Here is a 23,072-nt window from a genome sequence, read left to right on the forward strand (position 1 = left end):
AACATTATATTCTCTATTTTATATATAAGCAATATTATCTTTTACGCTAACAGTAGGTAAATAAATGGTGAACTTGGTTCCCTCACCTAATTTGCTTTCCACATATATCCTTCCATTGTGTTTATCAAAGGCTTTCTTTGCAATACTAAGTCCCAATCCCGTACCTTGTGACCCCTTAGTTGTAAAATAGGGTTTAAATATTTTGCTCTTAGTTCCTTCATCCATCCCTATGCCAGTATCGGAAATTTCCAATACTATATTGTCTCTAATATCAAAAGTTCTAATGGTTAATACCCCTCCATCTTTCATAGCATCTATTCCATTCAGTACGATGTTTATTATGGCATGCCTTATATCGTATTCATTAACAAATACATATCCATTAGAGTTCAAATCCACTACTAATTTTAACTCCCTTCCATTTTCTATTGAGGTTTTAAAATTGTGTTTCACCATATCTATGCAGTTATTAATAATGTGATTAAATTTATACACGTTCTTTAAGGACTCATAATCTCCCTTAATACGGTTCTTTACTTTGTTGATAACATTTTTCCCATCAGAGGCAGTTTTACAAATTATCCTTAAATATTCCTTTATCTCCTCAATATCGTCCAGCATTACTGAAAATTGAGCATAACCTAATATGGTAACTAATAGATTGTTTATATCGTGGATAGTACCTTCTACTACTTCTCCTAATGTTTCTAAGTATTCATTTTTCAAAATATCCTTTTCAATAACCTTTTCATTTACATGGGACTGAGTTAAGAGCAATAAGGATTGGCTAGCTAATTGGCTTGGTGTAAAGCATTCGTAGTAATCCGTTCGATCTATTAATATGAAATCATGATTATCCAACACGTAATTAAAATATTTAACGTTGATTTCTTCTATTAAATACCTTATAATTACTCCAGCTTTTTCTTCCACTACTAGTTTTTTTAAACAACCATAGATATTTTTTAAATTTCTGTTTCCTATTGAATTCCAAGAGGAATCGAAAGTAATATGAATCTGTATTCTGGTTGCTCCTCTTTTCTTGAGAAGGTCTAGACTTTTCTCTATTGAATTGAATAATTTACCTATATCTACCCTACCATTATGGTAAAAGCTGTCCTCAAATATGAAAGCAAACCGACTATTATTAAATAAATTGATAATACTAAAATTAGAATGTCCTTCATAATATTTTATACACTGTTCTTCATTTCTCTTTGAACATATAATGATTAGACCTCCACCATTCTTAAAATAACCCTTTACGTTATCATCGATAAGATTATTCTTTCCCGTATAGAAACCAGAACTAATTATACCAATAAACTTATTCTTGGTATTTAATAGCCTTTTAATATCCCACATTAACATCCCCCCAGATTAAACATCCTTCATGCTTAAACTGATTCTACCTCTTTCTACATCGACCTCCAATATCCTAACCTTCACTATATCTCCAACTTTTACCACTTCCTTCGGATGCCTGATAAAATCATTGGATATTTGAGATATGTGCACTAAACCGTCTTGTTTTACCCCTATATCAACAAATACTCCAAAATCGACCACATTGCGTACTGTGCCAGTTAAAACCATATCTACACTTAAATCCTCCACCTTTAATACATCAGTTCTAAATATTGGTTTTGGTAACTCTTCTCTAGGATCTCTTCCTGGTTTTTTTAACTCTTCTATTATGTCCTTCAAAGTCAAAGGCCCTACACCAAGCTCTTCTGAAAGGAACCCTATATCTTTTTCATTTATATCTTTCCCTAATAGTTTTTCTGCAATTGGATAGGATTCTGGGTGGACTGCTGTATTATCCAACGGATTATCCCCTTCAGGAATTCTCAAAAAACCTGCGCATTGAGTGAAGGTTTTAGGTCCCAAGCCTTTTACATTTAATAATTCCTCTCTATTTCTAAATCTCCCTTTTTCTTCCCTATATTTTATGATATTAAGGCTAATATTAGAAGATATACCCGATACATACCTTAACAGAGACGCACTGGCAGTATTTAAATCAACGCCTACTGTATTTACACAATCCTCCACAACGCCTTCTAAAGCTTGATTTAGTTTTGTCTGATTCAAATCATGTTGATACTGGCCTACCCCTATGTGTTTAGGTTCTATTTTTACCAATTCTGCTAAAGGGTCTTGAAGCCTTCTTCCTATGGAAATTGCCCCTCTAATTGATACGTCTAACTCTGGAAACTCTTCTTGTCCTGTTTGAGAAGCTGAATATACGGAGGCTCCAGCTTCGTTTACTATTGTATAGGAAATATTTCTATCGATTTCCTTAATCATTTCTGCTACCACTAATTCGGTTTCCCTAGAAGCAGTCCCATTACCAATGGCAATTATATCTACATTATGTTTATCAATCATAACTTTAAGTTCTTTTTTTGCCTCTTCTACTTTATTCTGAGGCTCTGTTGGATATACAGTAGTATAATCTAATAGCTTACCAGTCTCATCTATTACTGCCACCTTACAGCCTGTCCTATAAGCTGGATCTATTCCCATTACAACTTTCCCCTTTGTGGGTGGCTGCATGAGTAGTGGTTTCAAATTTAGTGCGAATATCTTAATGGCTTCCTCTTCCGCCCTTTCAGTAAGGCTATTTCTTACTTCCCTTTCAATAGAAGGAAAAATCAGCCTTCTATAGCTATCTTCAATACTAGCCTTTAAATAGCTTTCAGTTGCTGAAGATTTATGAATGATTATTTTAGATTCCAATTCAAATAATATATCATCATCTGGTAATATTAAAGTAGCCTTTAATATCTTTTTACTTTCCCCTCTGTTAATGGCGAGAATTCTATGATTAGCTATGGTTTTAACAGGCTCTCTGTAGTCATAATACATTTCAAAAACGGATTTTTGTTCTGCATCTATAGCTTTAGTTTCAATTATGCCCCTGTCAAAGGCAATCTTTCTTATCATTTCTCTGTATTCCGCATTGTCTGATATTATTTCAGCAATAATATCCATAGCACCTTTCAAAGCTTCCTCTTCATCCAATACCCCCTTTTCTTCACTTATATAGGATTTTACTATCTCTTCTAATTCAGCCTCCTTTAATTTCTTTTTAAGGATTATATCCGCAAGACCTTGCAGCCCCTTTTCTTTCGCAATGGTAGCCCTAGTCCTTCTCTTTGGTCTAAATGGCCTATAAAGGTCTTCTACTCTTTGGAGAGTTTCCGTTTTTAAGATCTCCTCCTTCAACTCTTCAGTCAATTTCCCCTGTTCTTCAATTAACCTTATTACCTCTTCCTGCCTTTGCTTTAAATTTCTCAAATAATTCAACCTATTATAAAAATCCCTTAAAACTGTATCTTTTAAATTTCCAGTCTGTTCCTTTCTATATCTAGCAATAAAAGGTATTGTATTACCTTCATCTATTAAATTAATAGTATTAACAACTTGAAAAGATTTAAGCTGAAATTCATCTGCTAATCTCTTTACAATATCCATCTTTTTCCCCTTCCTCAAATAGTAAATAGATTTACTATTTACATCTATTATTATTCTACATAAAATTTAAAATTCCTACTAAACTAAGAAAAAATTTAGCCTTCTTTATTTAGAAGGCTTCTGTTTCAAGTATGAATCGATAAAAACATCTATATCTCCATCCATAACCCCGTTTATATCTCCCACTTCTACATCAGTCCTATGGTCTTTAACTAGGTTATAAGGATGGAATATGTAGGAGCGAATTTGAGAACCCCAAGCTATCTGAGTATATTTACCTTGTAGATCCTCTATTTTCTCCTTCTTCTCCTCTTCCTTTAGCTGAATGAGTTTAGCCTTTAACATCTTCATAGCAGTTATCTTATTACTATGCTGGGATCTTTCATTTTGGCATTGAACCGTTATTCCTGTAGGTATATGGGTTATTCTAACTGCTGAATCAGTAGTATTAACATGTTGTCCCCCAGCACCGCTTGCTCTATAGGTATCTATTTTTAAATCGCTTTCGTTTATTTTAATATCCACTTCATCGTCCAACTCTGGATATACATCTACGCTAGCAAAAGAAGTATGCCTTCTGTTGGATGAATCGAAGGGCGATATTCTAACTAACCTATGAACTCCCTTTTCCGATTTCAAGTATCCATAAGCATTTAATCCCTTAATTAGCAAGGTTACAGATTTAATGCCCCCTTCTGTATCAGATAATATATCCAACATTTCTACTTGAAATCCTTTTTGATCTGCCCATCTCTTATACATTCTTAATAGCATCTCAGCCCAATCTTGGGCCTCCAATCCTCCTGCTCCAGAATGGATGGAAAGAATAGCATTATTCTTGTCGTACTCTCCATCTAAAAGAGTTGAAAGCTTAAACTTCTCTGCTCCCTTAGAAACTATCTTAAAACCTTCCTTCACTTCCTTATAGGTTTGATAATCCTCTTCTTCTATGGTCAATTCTATTAATACCTCTAAATCCTCAATATGATTCATTAAATCATCATATTCTTTTATCTGCCCTTTTAGATGGCTAATCCTCTGCATTATCCTTTGAGCCTTCTGCTGTTCCTTCCAAAACTCCTCCTTATAGGATTCCTTCTCCAATTCTATGAGTTCTTCTTTTAAGCCCTTAATGTCAAAGAGAAACACCCAATTCTTCAATTACCTGTTTAATTTCCTTTACCTTTTCCTTATATAGATAAATATCCTCCATACCTTCTCCTTTCATATATTAATTAATGTATTAATTATCAGTTGTTTAAATTAGCTCCACAGCATTTCTTATACTTTTTACCGCTGCCACAAGGGCAAGGGTCGTTTCTACCTATTTTTTTCTTCTTAACTATAGGGTGTTGAGGTTTATCACCAGCATTACTAGGTTCCGCTACCCTTCTTCTCCTCATCTTCTCTGGTGATTGAACATTGAATAGATACCTTACAGTGTCTTCTTGAATGCTATAATTCATCTCTTCAAACATTTCAAATCCTTCATTCTGATAAGCTCTAACTGGGTCTTCATTGCCATAAGCTCTTAAGCTTATGCCCTGCCTCAATTGATCCATTAAATCTATGTGGTCCATCCATTTGCTATCTACAACCTGTAGCAATATTATCCTTTCTAATTCTCTGAACATGTCCTCTCCGATTTCCTGTTCCTTCTCCTTATACCTTTCTTCCCCAATACTATATAGCATTTGAATTAGCTCTTCCTTATTTAAGGATTTCACTTTCTCAACATCTAGTCCCCCTTTAGGCAAGAATATCCTTTCCAAATAGTTTGTCAAACCTACTATATCCCATTCCTCCGGATTATTGCTTTGATTTGTATATATTTCAATCGCTTCTTCAGTTATATTCCTCAACATGCCCATTATATGAGCTCTAAGATTTTCTCCTTCTAGAACCCTTCTCCTCTCTCCATAGATAATTTCCCTCTGTTTATTCATTACATCGTCATATTGAAGCACATGCTTTCTAATTGCAAAATTATTACTTTCTACTTTTCTTTGAGCATTTTCTATGGATTTGGTTAGCAACTTATGCTCTAATGGTTCATCATCAGGCATATTCAAATTTTCCACCATGTCCCTTAATCGGTCTCCACCAAAGAGCCTCATTAAATCATCTTCAAGAGAAATATAAAATCTTGAAGAGCCTGGGTCTCCCTGTCTCCCTGAACGACCTCTTAGCTGATTATCTATCCTTCTCGATTCATGCCTTTCTGTACCGATAATATGGAGGCCTCCTACTTCTATTACTTTTTTGGCTTCTTCCTCCGTTTCCTTTTTGAATCTTTTATAGTATTCATTATATTCTTCTTTAGCTTTAATTACTTCTTCATCATCAGTTTCCACAAAACTGTCTACCATAGCTATCACTTCGTCTCTATACCCTTTTTTCTTAAGCTCCATTTTTGCTAAATACTCAGGATTCCCTCCAAGAACAATATCTGTTCCCCTTCCTGCCATATTGGTAGCTATAGTTATGGCACCAAATCTTCCTGCTTGGGCTACTATTTCTGCTTCCTTTTCATGGTGTTTAGCATTTAATACTTGATGGGGGATTCCTTCCCTCTTTAACATTTTACTTAAAAGCTCCGATTTCTCAATGGAGATGGTTCCAACTAACACTGGTTGGCCAATCTTATGCTTTTCCTTAATTTCCTCAACAATAGCTCTAAATTTAGCCTCTTCGCTTTTATATACTACATCTGGGTAATCCTTCCTTATAACGAGCTCATTGGTAGGAATTTCTATTACATCCATTCCATATATTTCCCTAAATTCTTCCTCTTCTGTTTTGGCTGTTCCAGTCATACCAGCTAATTTTTCATACATCCTGAAATAATTTTGGAAGGTAATGGTAGCCAATGTCTTGGATTCAGATTTAATCTTTAGTCCTTCTTTAGCTTCTATTGCCTGATGTAGTCCTTCGCTATACCTTCTACCATACATAAGCCTTCCAGTAAACTCGTCTACAATTATAACTTCCCCATCTTTTACCACATAATCTATATCCCTTTTCATTATGTTTCTTGCCTTTAAGGCTTGATTGATGTGGTGGGCTATCTCCATATTGCTAGGATCTGCTAGATTTTCTAATCCAAAGTATTTTTCAGCCTTTAAAGTTCCCTTTTCGGTTAAAGTACAAGTTCTAGCCTTCTCATCTATTAAAAAGTCCACGGTTTCCTCTTTAACTTCCCTATCAAAGGGATCCCTTTTCTGCTCTTTTGGATCTATAATTCTGCCAGTTAATGTACTCACAAAAGCATTGGCTGCTTCATACAATTTAGTAGACTGTTCCCCTTGTCCTGATATTATAAGGGGAGTTCTAGCTTCATCGATTAATATGCTATCAACCTCATCAACAATGGCATAATTCAGCTTTCTTTGCACCATTTCCTCTTTGTAAATGACCATATTATCCCTAAGATAATCGAATCCAAATTCATTATTAGTCCCATAAGTAATATGGCAATTATAGGCTTCCTTCCTCTCCTTACTATTCATTCCATGAACTATACAACCTACTGTTAAACCTAGGAATTCATAAACCTTACCCATCCATTGCCTATCCCTTTTAGCTAAGTAATCGTTCACCGTTACAATGTGTACTCCATTCCCAGTTAATGCATTTAAATAGGCAGGTAAAGTGGCTACTAGAGTTTTTCCCTCTCCAGTCTTCATCTCTGCAATCCTTCCCTGATGAAGAATGATGCCACCCATCAATTGTACTCTAAAATGCTTCATACCTAAAGTTCTGTAAGCTGCTTCCCTGACTACCGCAAAAGCTTCTGGCAATAACTGGTCTAATGTTTCGCCCTTTTTTAATCTCTCTTGAAATTCAGCAGTCTTAGCCCTTAGTTCTGTATCGGATAGTTTTTGCATCTCTTCATCTAAGGATTCGATCTTATTTACCAGAGGTTCTATACGTTTTAATTCCCTTTCACTATAGGAACCTAATATCTTATTTAAAAAGCCTAACATTCTTTTACCGCCTTTCAATTTTAACTAAATATTCATAATCTACATCAATATATTTTATCACTTATTATTATTCCAAACAAGTTAAATGTTTAGACTGGAGTACACAATAAAATTGCAGGACATGCATCCTGCAATTAAATCTAATTTAATCTATAATTAACATTACAATTAATATTCTGGTTCAATCAATCCATAATTTCCATCTTTTCTCTTATATAAAACATTTATATCATCTGTATCTGCATTCATAAATACGAAGAAATTATGTCTAAGTAACTCCATTTGCAAAATGGCTTCCTCCACATCCATAGGTTTCATGTCAAATCGTTTTGTCCTCACTACTTTAGGCTTATCGTCATCATCTTCTTCTTCTGTAAGGGGAGCTATGTTCTCAAACCTAATAGTCTCACCATTATTATACCTTTTTTGAAGTTTAGTTCTATACTTCCTAATTTGCCTTTCTAATACGTCTACTGCCTTATCAATGGAAGCGTACATATCGTCTCCAGCCTCTTCGACTCTAAGTATGGTACCAGGTAGGTTTATGGTAACTTCTAAAATCTTCCTATTCCTTTCTACGCTGTAAATTACATTTCCTTCTACATCCTTTTGAAAATACTTGTCTAGTTTACTAAATTTCTTCTCAGTAACTTCTTTCAAAGCCTGAGTAACCTCCATATTTTTTCCAACAAAAGTAAGTTTCATAAACCCCAGCTCCTTTCATATAAGCCCAATGCTTATATCCTTTATTTATATAATATACCCATATATCACAGATATGTAAACAAAAATATTGTCATGTAATAGAATTTAACCCACAGTAGTTTGTATATACTTTGTGGATTAATCCCAGAAAGGTTTGTGGATAATGTGGATTGTTTTGTGGGTAACTGTTATATGCCATTTTTCTCTGTGGATTAATCTCTTAATAAATTCTTAATAAGTTTTTTATTCTTTTTTCCCTAATATTTTCCTCATTTTATTATATTATTTACGTAAAATTTGTCGTTATTCCCCTCATTTTGGTAATTAGTTTGTCCACAACAAAAAATGAGTTAGACCAATCTAACTCATTTTTTTTCATCTATTAGCATACTCCTGATCATAGTAGGAGCATAACCTTTGTAAGCTTTTTTACCTTCCTTAACCTTTTTTAATTCCAACTTAGTTAATTCCAATTTCTTTTTAATAGCCTTTGTATTTTCTTCATCTATTAAAGAAAGGGATACTAAGGTTGAGGACACTTCCTTTACTGCCTCCTTTAATTCTTTTAAATTAGGATATTCTTCCACACTTAACTCTTCAATATCTTCAATGGAGTGGTCCTTTTTTATCTGGGAAAATATATTTATGAAGTCTAAATCTAATCTGTTTATTTCCTTAATTATATCATCTTTCTGATCCAGTATGTGGTTTAAGTTATCCATTTCCTCTTTCTCTATTTCTTCAGCTTGGACCCTTGTAAGAGAAAGTAGACTATTTAATAATTCATTTTTCTTCCGAGTTATAGATATTAATTTATCGATTCTATCCAAAGTCATAGTCTACACCTTCCTATTTTTGTAGACCATTTTCTTCACTTCCTGCATGGCCTCTTTCCATGTATCCCTTAAACCAATTACAATCTCCATTGCCTCTTCAATCGGCTCTACCTTCTTATTTATATTGGCATCAATTAATTTACTCTTAACGAAATTATATAAATTTCTTAAATCATTGGATATTTCATATTCCATATTCAAAGTAGAATCCAATTCAATTATAATGTCCTGCGCTCTAATTAATGCATTATGTGCCTTTTCAACCTGCCCTTGTTCTATATTGTACTTAGCAATATTTAAAAATTTAATACATCCCTCATATAACATTAAAGTTAATTCTTCAGGAGTAGCAGTAAATACCGTGTTCTGCTTATACTGGTCTAAAGCATTATATGTCATCTTCCCCATCCTTTCAAAGTTCCCATCTATTAACCTGAAAACTGTTGCATTAGCCACATGCTCTGCTGATTCATCCTGCCAATAGCCTTTTCCATAGCAGCGAATTTAATATAGTAGTCGTTTTCTTTTTGAATTAACATTTTATTTAAATCATCTATTTTCCTGCTATATTGCAATATGTCCTTATCAAGCATGCTGATGCTTCCGTATTCGGAAACAAAATCCAATAATATATTGAATTTAACCCCTCTATATAGGTCGGCGTTATCTCCCGTTCCAGATTTTTTAATTATCTCTTCCATGCCGACAATTAAATTATCGTAAATTCTAGTTACAAGACCTCCAATTTGTTTTACTTCCTTGCCATTTATGGTTTCCACTACATCTGGATTGCTTTCTTTAAATAAGAGTTCCAATACCCCTTCCGGATCCTTAGCAATAGCGTCTTTTAATTTTTTCTCATCTATTACTAGTTTACCACCAGCACTGCCTCTAGCATATTTGGGAGTAGATATACCTATTTCAGTAATAAACTTATAGCTTCCACCTATGCCTGCTGATATTTCATATAAGGATTGTCTTACATTTTGCATAGTCGTTTGGATAATAGAATCATTTCTAAGAAGTCCAGATTTAGCCTTTTCCTCCCAAAGCTCTATATCCGACTTCTCCATTGCCTTCTTCTGCTCAGAAGTTAAAGGGGGGTAATTCCTATATACCTTTTCATTTAAAAGCTTATGGACCTTTTCTACCAATTCATTATATTGATCCACAAATTCCACTATCTTTTCATATATAGCATCCACATCTGTGGACACAGTTATGCTGAAATCCTCTTTTTTATTTATGTCGATTGTAATTCCATTAACGGTAAATCGGTTAGTAGAAGAAGTAATGCCTTCTGCACCGTTGAAGTTGATTATGGCGTCTTTGCCTTGATTGCTATAGGATATTGATACAACTTTTCCATCTGCATCCTCAACAACAGAAGTGCCAGAAAACTGTAATGCATGAATAAATTGTGCCCCAACACCGCTAGCTTCAAATTCTATCTTAGCCTCTGCTCCCGTCCCTGTAGTCTGTAAGAAGAATCTATCGATGCCTGCATCATATGAGGCTCTAACTCCTAATGAAGTTTCATTTCCTTCTTTATCTTTGATTTTAGCATTATTTATAAGCCTTACTACATTGCTTAGCTTGATATTGGCCAAATCTCCATCTATAAAGGCTGCTTCATAATCAATTATCTCTCCATTTTCATCATATACTGGACCTACTCTATCATCTATAATATTCCCATCTTCATCTTTTTTCAGATTTCCTATTACGAATTTCTTACCATTTATAGTAAATTCAATTGTTTCTTCAGAGTTCAGCCCTAGCATTTCTTTAAGATTAGTATCCCCATTAATTTTCTTGCCACTAGCCAGACTAACTCCTTCTGCCAATTGTACTACTTCTACACTATAGATCCCTTCTAAAGCACTAGCAGTGGTGGATACGGTTGCTACTTTTTCATCAGAGGACGTGGCCTTTTTAACCCAGCTTAAATTCTGATAGGAATTTGGTAAAAACGTACCATTGATAGAAACGGTAGTTAAACCAAACATCTTCCTAGTATTTAATATAAAATTAGCAAAATCTTTATTTAAATTATTATATATCTCCTGACGCCATAATAATATCTGTCTATCCTGTTCTACCCTGTCAACTTTAACCCTTTCTGCTGACATCAAAGTCTTTATCATCTCTTCAGTATCTATACCTGATGCCAAACCTGTAATTCTTAAATTACTATACACATTATCACCACCTAAACCCTTTCATCTACTATTATGCCAGCTATTTCCCATATAGCTGCCACCAAATCCAATATTTTCTCTGGAGGAATTTCACGTATTACCTCCTCTGTGTTCACATCGATTATCTTCACCATTATCTGTTTCGTCTTTTCATGAATTGAAAATTCAAATCTTCTGTCGAAAACGATAAAATGCTTATTGGCTGATTCAATGGATCTAATCAGCTCTTCCTCCGTATATCTTTTCTCTTCCCTTTCCAACTTAACTGGTTCAACGGGTACTTCTTTCCTTCCTGTGTTCCTACTATATTCAGCAGGATAAGTGGAAAAATGATTATTGACCCCTTTTACTTCCATCGTTATGGCCCCCTTAATCATTCACTAATCTATACTCTATATCGACAAATACTTTCCTAATCTTTAATATTATATTTGGATTTTCTCTGCCAACAAAAAATCGCCAACGCATAAAACCCTTTAGTTAGGCCTGCAATTATGGCCTTCCCTGGGTCCTTAGCAATATTTATTGCATTGACATAGAAAAAGGAATTAATAATCTGATTTGGAGTTAAGCCTAAAAATGTTCCCAATATATAATCCTTTATTTTTACAGAGGTAAGGCCTGACACATAACTTGCAAGGGTATAGGGAATAAAGGGCATACTTCTTAAAAAGAATATGTAGCTTACTCCATATTTCTCTATTTGATAGGACAATTGATCTAAAGTTATTTTCCTTTTCTTCCTATTGTAGATTTTAATTATAGCTTTAGTAATATCGTCCTTAAACATTCTTGCCATGAAGAAAGAAGATACTGCTGCTATATGAGCCGCCAAAGTAACATAAATCCAGCCTTTTAATCCAAAGCAAAGGGCTGCTATAGGCGAAAACCAAGATAGGGGTACGAAAAAAACCATGAGTATCCCGGACAATAATATGAAGAAGATTCCAAACTTGCCTGTTTTTCTTCCAAATATTAACATCTTAGTTATGCTTTCCTTCTCAAATATATTCAATTTAAGTGCTAAATAAATGAAGGATGTGACAAAGATTAGAATAAATCCTAATTTTATACCTTTTCTTTTATCGTCCATAGTATCTACTCCCTACAATATTATATTACATCTAATATATTTTTTCCATTATTAGGCTAAGCTATTAATGGCTTGTCCTTCGCACATTTCACTGATATAATATTCTTAACATTGAAAAGGTGAGGATTATGAAATTTGAAAGAATTGGAATGCGGACTATAAAAACAGCTTTTGCTGTTTCCATGACTATATGGATTTCCAATATTTTTAAGATACGAAGCCCTTTTTTCGCCGGAATTGCCGCTATTATCGCTATGCAGACTTCTGTATCAGAATCTCTGTCTATAGGCAAAAACAGGATGTTTGGAACCGTCCTAGGAGCAGTTGTAGCTTTGCTATTTTCTAGTTTTGCTCCTGAAAACATCGTTTCCATAGGAATAGGGATAGTAATTATAATCTATATCTGTAATGTGTTTGGATGGAAAAAGTCCATACAGCTCTCAGCCATGGTCTTTTTATCCATCATCCTTAACTTTCAAGAAGGTAGCAGATTTAACTATGCCCTTTATAGGACTCTGGATACTTTAATAGGGTTAGTAATTGGAACTCTAATAAATTACTTTATAGTTCCTCCTAATGTGGAAGGAAAAATTAATGAAATGATAGAGAAAACCTATTCTGAGTTTAAGAAAATGATAGAGTCCATTATATATGAATGCAAAAAACCATCTTTAGAAGAATTAAAAAAACACTTAATAAATATGGAAGAAAGTTATAATGTGCTTAAAAAGGATATGAGACTACACCTAAGTAAAAAACAGAATACCTATGATTATAATTGGATTTTTACAGCTTTTGATAATATCTATAGCAATTTAAAGATTTTGTTATCTATGAAAAAATTGCCTAATATAAACGAAGTCAACAGAGAAGCTTTAAAAAGGGTATTTAACAAGGAAATATCTTATACTAACGATGGAAACCTAGATGAATTGGATTTAATCTATAATTACCATTTAAGTGAACTATTAAAGGGATTAGACTCTATAGATAAGGCCCTTTTAAAAGTTGAAAAATTAAGCCAATAATAGAAACCCCTTTCCTTAATAGTTAAGGAAAGGGGTTTTGTTTAAAACTTACTATCATCTATAGAATCAAGCCATTCCTTAATAGGCTCTACTACTTCCTTTATGGTACCATCTTCAAAAGGACTCTTTAATCCAGCTAATTCTACCAACTCTAAGAAGGGCTTACTGCCTCCTGCTTTACAAAGCCTTATATAATCTTCCCAAGCCTTTTCCCTACTATCCTTCATCTTAATCCAGAACTGGAAGGCACACACCTGAGCCAATGTATAATCTATATAGTAAAAAGGACTTCCAAATATATGGCCTTGTCTAAACCAGTAACCTCCTCTTTCAAAGAAATCATTATCCTCATAATCTCTAAAAGGCAAGTATTTTTTCTCTATTTCTCGCCATTTAGCCTTTCTCGCCTCGGGAGTAGCTTCTGGGTTCTCATAGACGAAGTGTTGAAACTCATCTACAGTTACGCCATAAGGGATGAAACTTACTGCTCCACTTAAATGGCTGAATTTATACTTATCCACATCTTCTTTGAAAAATAATTCCATCCAAGGCCAGGTAATAAATTCCATGCTCATAGAGTGAATTTCACAGGCCTCTAAAGTTGGGGAGTTATATTCTGGTATTTGGTAATCCCTACTTAAATAGGATTGGAAGGCATGGCCTGCTTCATGAGTTAAAACATCTACATCATCGCTAGTTCCATTAAAATTAGAGAAAATAAAGGGCGATTTATAATCGGGAATGTAGGTACAATATCCACCACTCATTTTCCCCTTTTTACTTACTAAATCTAGTAATTCCCTTTCCACCATGTAAGTGAAGAATTCATCAGTTTCTTTAGAAAGCTCTTTATACATCCTCTTTCCATTATCCAATATCCAATCTGGTTCCCCTTTGGGAGTGGCATTTCCTGTTAAAAACTCTAAGGGTTCATCATAGTAAGTTAATTTATCTAAACCAAGTCTTTTCCTCTGTCTTTCCTTTAATTCAACCACCAGTGGAACTAAATCCTCGTAAACTTGCTTCCTGTAATTAGCCACCATTTCTGCATTATAGTCAGACCTGGCCATGCGAGCATAACCCAGTTCTACGAAGTTTTTATAACCCAATTTTTTGGCCATATTGGTCCTTACTTTTACCAACTCATCGTATATGGAATCGAATTGGGATTCATTTTCTTCAAAAAATTTAGTATAGGCTTCATAGGCAGCCTTTCTGATCGTCCTATCCTTAGATTGAATGAAGGGCATCATCTGGCTTAAATTCCTTGTCTCCCCTTCAAACTCAATTTTAGCTGAAGCAATCAATTTATCGTATTGGGTAATTAATTTATTCTCCTTTACCAAATCCTCCATTATCTCTTCAGAAAAGGTTTTAAGTTTTAACTCTGCCAATGTAAAAATTTGTTTGCCCCAAACCTTTTCAAGTTCGGCTCTAAATTTAGAGTTTACCAAGGCCCTATAGAATTCTGAAACTGCCTTCTCGTATATAGGTATATTCTCATCAATAAAATCTTTCTCATTTGAATAAAATTCATCTTCAGTATCGATGGAGTGGCGTATGAAAACTAAATTCTCCATGGTTGCCACATTAGACCTAAGCTTATTTATGGAAGCCATTATCTCATTTTGCTCTTCAAAGGTTTCAGCATTATTGAACTTTTCAAGTAAATCCTGCATCTCCCTTTCAAAGGCTTTCAAATCAGGCCGTTTATACTCATAATCCTTAAATTTTAACATAATACCCCTCCTTTTACAGTATAGTTTAATTATATTCCATTTATTGATAATCAACAACCCCTTCATTTAGCAGCTTTTTTAGGATAGTCCATATTAAGTATGCCAATCCCCAATACTACCGCCAATAGCCCTAAAGCTAGATTAATGGTAAAATACTCTCCTTCTATTAATAATACGGAAAATATAGAACCAAATATGGGGATGAAAAGCCTATATATGCTAACCCTTCCAGGGGAATTATATCTCAATATCATATACCATAGGGTAAAAGCCGCTGCAGAAATAAAAGCAGCATAAAGCAACAAGGATACGCTGGCAAAATTGAAATTAAGGCTATTTCCCTTAAGCCCTATTTTCCCAATTAATAAAAGTAACAAGGAACCCGTAAACATCTGGCCTCCTGAACTTAAAAAGGGGCTCATATCCCTAGGCATATTCTTAACGTATATGGTTGCTAGAGCACTTAATAGGGAGGACATTAATAAGAATCCTTCTCCAGTTATCTTAAAGCTTAAATCGAAATTATTCCCCAAATTTATGATTATAACACCTGCAAATCCAAGCAATAGACTTATAGTTTTCTTAAAATCCAACCTATCTTCCTTATATAAAAAATGAGCCATAATTACTACAAAGAAGGTACTTCCTGATTGGAGTATAGCGCTTTTTATTCCTGAAGTATTGGCTACCCCAATATAGAAGAAAAAATATTGTAATGAGGTTTGGAGTAATCCTAATATGATTATAGGCTTTATGTGATAAGTTTTTATAATTAGCCTTTTTCTAAATAATATTCTATGAAACATAAAAACCATGATAGAAGCAATGAAGAATCTCAAACCTGCAAAATAGATTTTCCCAAAAATATCAGCAGTTTCAATTTCAAATAGCTCGTAGCCTATTTTTACTACGGGAAAAGCACTTCCCCACAAGGCCATGCATAATAACGATATGATTAGAATGTTTAGCTTCTTTGTTAAAAACTTTTCCATTAGTATCTCCCTTCTGTGTCCATTGTTTTGTCCAATAAAGTAATACCCATTTTTCAATATATTAATTCTACCACTGTTTTTATCCAAAATCCATTAATAAAGAGCGACCTAGGTCGCTCTTTAAAACTTTAGTTGTAAATATCCATCAATCGTTTTTTCGACTTATCCTTCTCCCAAGCGTGAAGTACTAAAGCTAAGCCTATAACTCCATAGGCTACAAAAGCTCTAAAATACTCGCCAATTTGTGCATTTCCTAATAAGTTCTGCCCAGCTAATGGAGATATTAAAAATAGGAAATGAAATAAAAATGTACCTATTATGGCTTCTTTCCACGAAGCTCTATCTATAGTAGCCCCACCTACTAAAAGAGATGCAACTGCAAAAAGGCCTACCTGTTCATGGCTAGCATAGGTTTGCATAGTGCCAATATTTTGTAAAAATATAATTTGTCCCCAAGCCGCCAGTAGAGTAGATAAAATGACTGAAATAATCCTAGTCCTTTCCACATTGATTCCAGATACCCTGGCAATTTCCATATCCTGTCCCACAGCCCTCATATCCTGCCCTAATTTAGTCTTAAGAAAATGGTTTAATAGTAAGAACATGAACATTAAGACTAAAAGGGTTGTAACTGGATATTTGCCAAGGGGTATTAGGTAATCGAAAGAATACTTAATACCAGATAAGTCAATGGTATTTTTCACCCCTACTCCAGAGGTAAGGAGTAAATCCTTATTTCTAATGGGTATTATGGTTCCGGCCAACAATAAGAATACTAATTGATAGATCCCATTAGCAAAAAATCCTAGAACCATGCTGGTTATCATTTCCTTGCCCTTTGCCTTATTTAATATCTTCCCCACCATGAATCCAAACAATATGGCAAAGGGAGTGGATATTAATATGCCCAGTATAAACCCTAAAAAACCCCCAATTGTATAATTGGTTATAATTATCAGTGCAATTTGTCCAGCTATAGCACCTAATGTAATTGCAAAATTAAGGCCTAACCCAGTAATTACAGGAAGTATTAAGGACATAACAAGGAGTAGATTTCTAGATAGCCTTATTACTATTTCATCCAATAGGAAACCAAAGGGAAGGCCTGTAAAAAAAGAACCTATTAAACATATTACAAAAAATATAATCGGTACTATCACGCCATTTCCCCTCCTTCTCTAGTTAGTGCATAGAGTATGATCCCATTACTTACAATTATCCTTATGACTTCAGACATACTGCCTTCAGCTATTTCATTTATCACAGGCAATGCCACTACCAATAGGGACTGAAATAGGATGGTACCTATTATTACATGAATAATAGTGGCCCTTTTTATACTAGCTCCCCCAATCAGTATGGCTGCAGCAGCTGGCATTGCAGAATAAAGAGGTGCATTATATAGCTGCAAGAATCCAAAGGATTGGCTATAGACTATTATCCCAATGGCTGCTAAAACTGTGGACATAACAGTTCCCTTAATCCTTTCCCTATCCACATCGATCCCATTAGATAAGGCAAATCTCACATTGCTTCCAGTTACTATCATGGAAAGACCCTTGTTGCTTCTTGAATAGACCCATATTATGAGGGCAAGTATGGCAAAGAATAGGATAAGCCCCGTTGGAACCCTTATATTGCCAATATTAAAGGCCAAAAAATCATCCAAAACATGACGAATAGACGATTCCAGTGATACGGTTACCCTTAATCCATTTCCACCATAAGCCCATATGAGCTCTGGGCTTTTAAAAGGTGCTAATAGCCAAAAAATACACATGAAGGATACTACCGAATATCCTACATAATTCCCTACGGTCATTTCCTGCCCCTTAACTCCGTTTAGCATTTTTCCATAGAAAAATCCCGTTAAACCAGCTAAAGGCACAGATATGAGTATAGAAGCAAATAAACCTGTGAAACCCGTAAGTTGAAACTCAACACTTATTAAGGCTCCAATTAATCCGCAGACTATTCCTAAAGGAATATTAAAATTAAGTCCTATTCCCGATTGTATGCCTGGAACCATGGCCAATACCAATATAGCGTTCATGCCAAAACGCACTAATATATCTGTAATTAACCCAGATACGGGAATTTCCAGATAAATTGCAAGTGACATCAATAATATTAGAAATATTATTATTATCAACCGAGGAAAACCTAATCTATTCACAAAATCCTTCATTTAACTCACCACCTTTTCTATGTCTTTTCCAGCCATTAAAAGACCAAAATGCTCATCGGATGCATCAGGAGGGAGTATTCCTGCTACTTTCCCATTATATATTATGGCAATTCTATCGGATATTTGGCGTAGTTCTCCTAATTCGCTAGAGGTTATTACTATTGTAACACCATACTCTTTATTAAGCCTAACCAAGGTATCCAACACCAGTTTTTTAGCTCCAACATCGATTCCTCGCGTAGGCTCAGAAACCAGAAGGATATCTGGTTCTAAAGTTAAGGCCCTAGCTATACATATCTTTTGTTGATTTCCTCCACTTAACCATCTCGTACTTTGCTTTGGACTAGTGCACCTTATATCCAATTCTTTAATCATTTTAATAGCATGTTCCCTAATCTTATTATTGTCTATTAGCTTAAAAGGACCTATTTTCTTTAAAAATCTTCCCTGTACCTCCAAACTTGAGAAAGCTATATTGAATTCTATAGAATCATCTAATAATAGTCCTACCCCTCGTCTATCCTCAGATAAAAAGGCAATGGAGGAATTTAAAGCTTCTCTTGGATTGTTTAAAGGAATTTCCTTCCCATCTTTAATAATTGTTCCACTGCTTTCATATAAGCCCATAATACCATTGGCAATCCCAAGTTTACCTTGCCCAGCTAAACCGCCAATTCCTAGTATTTCTCCCCTCCTTACGGTAAGATTAATACCTTTAACTATTTCACCAGGCATATGGACCTTTAAATCTTTAATTTCTAATATATTATCATCCATTATATGACGAATGTCTTCCTCTCTTTTGCCAAAATCAATTTGTCTTCCTACCATTAAACGTGCTATTTCACTTAAACTTATTTCCTTAGTTTCAACGGTTTTAGCTACTTCCCCATCCCTTAATATAGTGATTCTATCTGTTACCTCTAATATTTCATCAAGCCTATGGGAAATAAACAGAATAGTTATCCCCATCTTAGATAATCTTCTTATTACTTTCAAAAACTTTGAAGCTTCAGATTCAGTAAGAACGGCTGTGGGTTCATCTAATATTAGAAGCCTTAATTTGCTCTTATCTATCTCCCTTGCAATTTCAATGAATTGCATATAGCCTACTGGTAATCCTCCAACAGGTAGGAATTCATCTACAGTCATATCCAACTTCTTCAATGCAGTCTTTGCATCCTTGACCATAGTTTTTATATCTAATTTCTCTAACCTTTTTCCAAATATTTTGCTTAGATATGTAGGCGTTGTCCCTTCCCTATTTAGCTTTATATTTTCAGTAATAGTAAATCCAGGTATTAACATAAATTCCTGATGTACCATGCCAACCCCTGCTAGCATAGCATCTTCCGGAGAATTTGGTCGATAAATATTACCATCTATTAATATTTCTCCCTCATAACCGCCTGTTGAATGAATAATTGGCATTCCAAATAATATGTTCATTAAAGTGGATTTGCCTGCTCCGTTTTCTCCTACAAGACCATGAATTTCTCCTTCTGTAATGGATAAGGAAACATCATTTAAAACCCTGTTTTCACCATAATTTTTACTTATATTCTTTATTTGGAGTAAATCCATACGACTACCTCCTTAATTTAAGAAGAATGAGGTCGTACATACGACCTCTATTTAGAATAATTCTGATGTAGCTACAAACATGAGGAAATTTGGATTTTCTTCTAATTCATTTACTATGATATTATCATCTCCAGTTACTTCTTTTAGCATTTTAATCATATGGTCCTTATCAAATTTTCCTACTTCCCCATTACCATAATCTATTGCATACTGAACAGCAGCATCTATCATTGCCATATTGGCTGATATCTTCCATGTTGCAAATCTTCCACTAGCTCCTGCTTCATCGATTTTTGCATGAATTTGCTCTAACATATATGCTACATCACCAGCTTTTTCCTCTGGTATTTCGATTCCAAGGGCTCCTGGATAAGCATGATATGGACTAGGACAACATTGTTCAGGGTATATGGCTCCAGTTTCTAAAACCGTTTTAATAAGAGGTTCCTGCATTCCGCAGTTTGTATTGAAAAATGCAGTATTTTTGCCGTATTTTTCAACTTGTCTAGGGACATCTTCAATCATAAACTGCTGTGCTCCTGGTATACCAGCATCTCCAGTTGGATCTGGTGCATCTACTCCAACAAAATTGATTCCTAATTCTTCACATGTTTGCTTCATTATATCCCTACGTTGAGCTAGTAATTCCATGGACATATGCCTTGGGAATGAGTAGTGAATAAAGGTCTCTGCCCCCATATCCTTCGCTAACTGTATAATGGTTCTACCACGGGTTAGATTGTCCGTTTCCATAACAATATCTGCCCGTCCACTTATGGTTGCTGGGTCTTCATGGGGTACTCCAGCTATGAATAATATATCGTCCCTCTCTTCTTTTATCTTGTCAATGGCTGCTGATGTGCCCGGTACTGCTTGACATATTATTATCGCCTTTATTTCAGGGTCTGAAGCCAATGCAGTTATTTGAGCTATGGTAGTTTCCTGCTCCTGTGAAAACTTATCCGGATAGGTTACGTGTTTAATGGCACTTCCATATTTAGCTATTGCGTTTTCTGCTGCCCTATATTCCTCCTCCCCTTGAGAAACAGTGCCAGTAACTATACCAATTTTAAAACCTAAGTCCATTTGCACCTCCTTACTTTGACCACAAGCTATTAAGCCTATTGTAAGGATGACAACTGGTAACAAAGCAAGTAACCTTTTTACCAATGAAATCCCCCCTCAATAAGATCATATTTAAAATCTCAAATGAGAAACCTAGAACTAATATTAGATGTACGCTAACTTGAAACATTTCTTAATTGATTATATGTAATGATATGGATAAATAGAATATAATTTGTCCAAATTTATTTTCCAAAATAAAAAAACTGACAGCCAGCCCAAAACAATTATCCATTATCAATTGAAATAAATTGTGCATTGAATAAAGTTAGTATATAATATATATTAATTGTAACTAGGAGGAATACTATTAAATTTTGGAGGGTAATATGAAGAATTTAGATTATGATGATATACAGGCTTTACAGGAGAATACGACAAAGAAGCTTATTAAATATATAAATGAATTTATACAAAAGGAGAAAGTGTTAGATACCGTTGAATTTTATTATCCCGATTACGATGAACAAAAAGCAAAAATTGCCTTTAATGTATGGATTAGCATAGATTATAGAACAAATGAAGGTAAATCCTTTATTGAACATATGCTGGAAGATTGGTCTTCCCGTTTAACCGGCTTAGAAAAGGAAATATTAATAGAGAGAAATAAATCCTTTATTTCCCTATTTGAAGTTGAAAATATAAAGGATAACAACATCTATCTCCTAGATTTATTAACACGAAAACAACATATAATTTGGGACCCCAATATTTCAAATTTATTAAATCCTACCGATTTAATATTTGGTAGAATTGGCAAAATAATTAATTACAAAGGATTTATTGGCAATATCAGTTTCTTGCCATCTACCGTTAAAGATATGTTTGTTGAGAAAGTACTATTAGATTACAATAGGACTAGATTTAAATATCCTAACCTGTCCATAAGCGAATATTTAAAGAAATTCAGCATAAATGTATATAGGATATATACCGAGTGTTTCTATGAGGTAATGGACAACGACGAAGATATGAACAATATACTTTATGATGAACTGAATGATTTTGAATTTTATCTGGAAACCAAAGAATCCCCCCAAGCAATTAAAACACATATTGCCAATTTAATAGAATTATTCGAGTATTATTTTATAAATAAGAATCTATTCCTGCTGGACTTTGATCAGCTTGATATGGAAAAGTTAATAATGGATGCTATAAGGGATGGATTCATATTTACTAAAAGGGATTTTACTTCCTATTTGTCTACCTTAAAAAAATACTTATACTTTCTTAAAAACCAAGATCCAGCTTACATTAGACCCTATGAGGACCTGCTTAAGATAAGTAAAAATAGGTTCTTTTATATGGCAAAATTAAGGGAAATCCAACCTCCATTCAATGTGGATGTAGAATTAGCACAGGGAATAAATTATAGTTTAAACGATGAAGCTTTAAGCTTCATTGCTGACTTTGAGAAATTTCTGCTATTAACTTTTGCTGAATCTTTCGAAGTAACTGAAAAAAAGAAATATATTAAGAAAAAACATTTAATTAGGATAAACGATGCTTTAATTAATAGAGAAGAGGTAGCAAAGGCTAACTCAAACCAAAGGGATTTTCCTCTTATTCACTTCTTCTATTTGCTTTCAATTAGCAAGGGAATGACTAAAATAGATAACAATAAATTAAATCTAACCTACCTAGGCCACAGCTATCAGAGGCTTAGCGATGAGGAAAAATTTAGCTTAATGTTACAATTCCTCTGGAGTGAAGATTTCCTAAAAGCCTTTGGCATAGATAGAGATATCAAGGGGATTAGGATTGAAGCAATGAATCTATTGACTAGCTTAGAAAAAGACAATATTTATAGGATAGATAGTCTACACTATTCTAATAGTAGTACACGGAATTTCATAACAAACATTTCTTATTATTTGAATTTAATGGGATTATTGAATTATAATGAAAAGAATCCATTTTCAATTTCCTTAACCTCACTAGGAAAATTAGCACTTAAAATCCTATCAAAGAAAGATGAATATGAAAAATATAATGGAAAAGTAATCCATTTTGGGAGATAGTTAATAAACTATCTCTTTTTTTAAAATAAAACCTTGACAAAAAAGCTGATTGTAATTATAATAAAATTGTAATCATTACAAATTTGTTTTA

Annotated in this window: 18 protein-coding genes; 2 read left to right on the top strand and 16 right to left on the bottom strand. The window is 34.2% G+C overall.

Annotated features, from left to right (window positions below; all coding sequences use genetic code 11):
- Positions 1–18: 18 nt before the first annotated feature.
- The 10 genes from BLV68_RS00670 to BLV68_RS00715 form a co-directional block, all read right to left on the bottom strand.
- A complete protein-coding gene (locus BLV68_RS00670) occupies positions 19–1,365 on the bottom strand; it encodes a sensor histidine kinase (protein ID WP_200773578.1) in 1,347 nt (448 codons plus the stop codon).
- 15 nt (positions 1,366–1,380) lie between these two features.
- Positions 1,381–3,480: a Tex family protein gene (locus BLV68_RS00675; protein WP_093749853.1), complete on the bottom strand. Its 2,100-nt coding sequence runs from the start codon at positions 3,478–3,480 to the stop codon at positions 1,381–1,383.
- A gap of 105 nt (positions 3,481–3,585) precedes the next feature.
- Positions 3,586–4,693, bottom strand: a protein-coding gene (gene prfB, locus BLV68_RS00680; RefSeq protein ID WP_200773579.1) for a peptide chain release factor 2 whose coding sequence is annotated in 2 segments (ribosomal slippage) — positions 3,586–4,617 and positions 4,619–4,693 — 1,107 coding nt in all. Because the reading frame shifts where the segments join, the coding sequence is not laid out codon by codon here.
- 37 nt (positions 4,694–4,730) lie between these two features.
- Entirely contained in the window at positions 4,731–7,466 is a 2,736-nt protein-coding gene (gene secA, locus BLV68_RS00685; protein WP_093749855.1) for a preprotein translocase subunit SecA, read from the bottom strand.
- A 168-nt stretch (positions 7,467–7,634) separates the two neighbouring features.
- Positions 7,635–8,171, bottom strand: coding sequence for a ribosome hibernation-promoting factor, HPF/YfiA family (gene hpf, locus BLV68_RS00690; protein WP_093749857.1), 537 nt, complete (start codon positions 8,169–8,171; stop codon positions 7,635–7,637).
- Between the two features lie 365 nt (positions 8,172–8,536).
- Positions 8,537–9,007 carry a flagellar export chaperone FlgN gene (gene flgN, locus BLV68_RS00695; protein WP_093749859.1) on the bottom strand — a complete coding sequence of 157 codons (471 nt, stop codon included), beginning with the start codon at positions 9,005–9,007 and terminating at the stop codon, positions 8,537–8,539.
- Between the two features lie 3 nt (positions 9,008–9,010).
- A complete protein-coding gene (gene fliS / locus BLV68_RS00700; RefSeq protein ID WP_234949795.1) occupies positions 9,011–9,463 on the bottom strand; it encodes a flagellar export chaperone FliS in 453 nt (150 codons plus the stop codon).
- On the bottom strand, positions 9,436–11,208 hold the full coding sequence (gene fliD, locus BLV68_RS00705; RefSeq protein ID WP_093749861.1) for a flagellar filament capping protein FliD: 1,773 nt from the start codon (positions 11,206–11,208) through the stop codon (positions 9,436–9,438). The genes fliS and fliD overlap by 28 nt, the downstream gene beginning before the upstream one ends.
- A gap of 11 nt (positions 11,209–11,219) precedes the next feature.
- Positions 11,220–11,564: a flagellar protein FlaG gene (locus BLV68_RS00710; protein ID WP_093749863.1), complete on the bottom strand. Its 345-nt coding sequence runs from the start codon at positions 11,562–11,564 to the stop codon at positions 11,220–11,222.
- 56 nt (positions 11,565–11,620) lie between these two features.
- On the bottom strand, positions 11,621–12,301 hold the full coding sequence (locus BLV68_RS00715; protein WP_093749865.1) for a TVP38/TMEM64 family protein: 681 nt from the start codon (positions 12,299–12,301) through the stop codon (positions 11,621–11,623).
- A gap of 128 nt (positions 12,302–12,429) precedes the next feature.
- Between BLV68_RS00715 and BLV68_RS00720 the strand changes: the two genes are divergently transcribed.
- Entirely contained in the window at positions 12,430–13,329 is a 900-nt protein-coding gene (locus BLV68_RS00720; protein WP_093749867.1) for an FUSC family protein, read from the top strand.
- A gap of 41 nt (positions 13,330–13,370) precedes the next feature.
- Here BLV68_RS00720 and BLV68_RS00725 read toward each other — a convergent pair whose 3' ends face one another.
- The 6 genes from BLV68_RS00725 to BLV68_RS00745 all read right to left on the bottom strand — a co-directional run bounded on the left by BLV68_RS00725 (position 13,371) and on the right by BLV68_RS00745 (position 21,002).
- On the bottom strand, positions 13,371–15,068 hold the full coding sequence (locus BLV68_RS00725; protein WP_093749869.1) for a M3 family oligoendopeptidase: 1,698 nt from the start codon (positions 15,066–15,068) through the stop codon (positions 13,371–13,373).
- Between the two features lie 62 nt (positions 15,069–15,130).
- Positions 15,131–16,060, bottom strand: coding sequence for a DMT family transporter (locus BLV68_RS00730; protein WP_093749871.1), 930 nt, complete (start codon positions 16,058–16,060; stop codon positions 15,131–15,133).
- 128 nt (positions 16,061–16,188) lie between these two features.
- Complete coding sequence (locus tag BLV68_RS00735) at positions 16,189–17,220, bottom strand: ABC transporter permease subunit (RefSeq protein ID WP_093749873.1); 1,032 nt, start codon at positions 17,218–17,220, stop codon at positions 16,189–16,191.
- Complete coding sequence (locus tag BLV68_RS15600) at positions 17,217–18,248, bottom strand: ABC transporter permease subunit (protein WP_200773580.1); 1,032 nt, start codon at positions 18,246–18,248, stop codon at positions 17,217–17,219. The genes BLV68_RS00735 and BLV68_RS15600 overlap by 4 nt, the downstream gene beginning before the upstream one ends.
- Positions 18,249–19,832 (bottom strand): sugar ABC transporter ATP-binding protein, encoded by a 1,584-nt coding sequence (locus BLV68_RS15605; protein WP_200773581.1) that lies wholly within the window; start codon positions 19,830–19,832, stop codon positions 18,249–18,251.
- A gap of 51 nt (positions 19,833–19,883) precedes the next feature.
- Positions 19,884–21,002 carry a DUF3798 domain-containing protein gene (locus BLV68_RS00745; RefSeq protein WP_093749875.1) on the bottom strand — a complete coding sequence of 373 codons (1,119 nt, stop codon included), beginning with the start codon at positions 21,000–21,002 and terminating at the stop codon, positions 19,884–19,886.
- A 284-nt stretch (positions 21,003–21,286) separates the two neighbouring features.
- Here BLV68_RS00745 and BLV68_RS00750 point away from each other — a divergent pair, with 284 nt between their 5' ends.
- The gene (locus BLV68_RS00750) at positions 21,287–22,981 is read left to right on the top strand and encodes a hypothetical protein (protein WP_093749877.1); all 1,695 of its coding nucleotides are present in this window, start codon (positions 21,287–21,289) and stop codon (positions 22,979–22,981) included.
- Positions 22,982–23,072 lie beyond the last annotated feature (91 nt).

The sequence above is a fragment of the Tepidimicrobium xylanilyticum genome, from assembly GCF_900106765.1.
In the GTDB taxonomy this organism is placed as follows: domain Bacteria; phylum Bacillota; class Clostridia; order Tissierellales; family Tepidimicrobiaceae; genus Tepidimicrobium; species Tepidimicrobium xylanilyticum.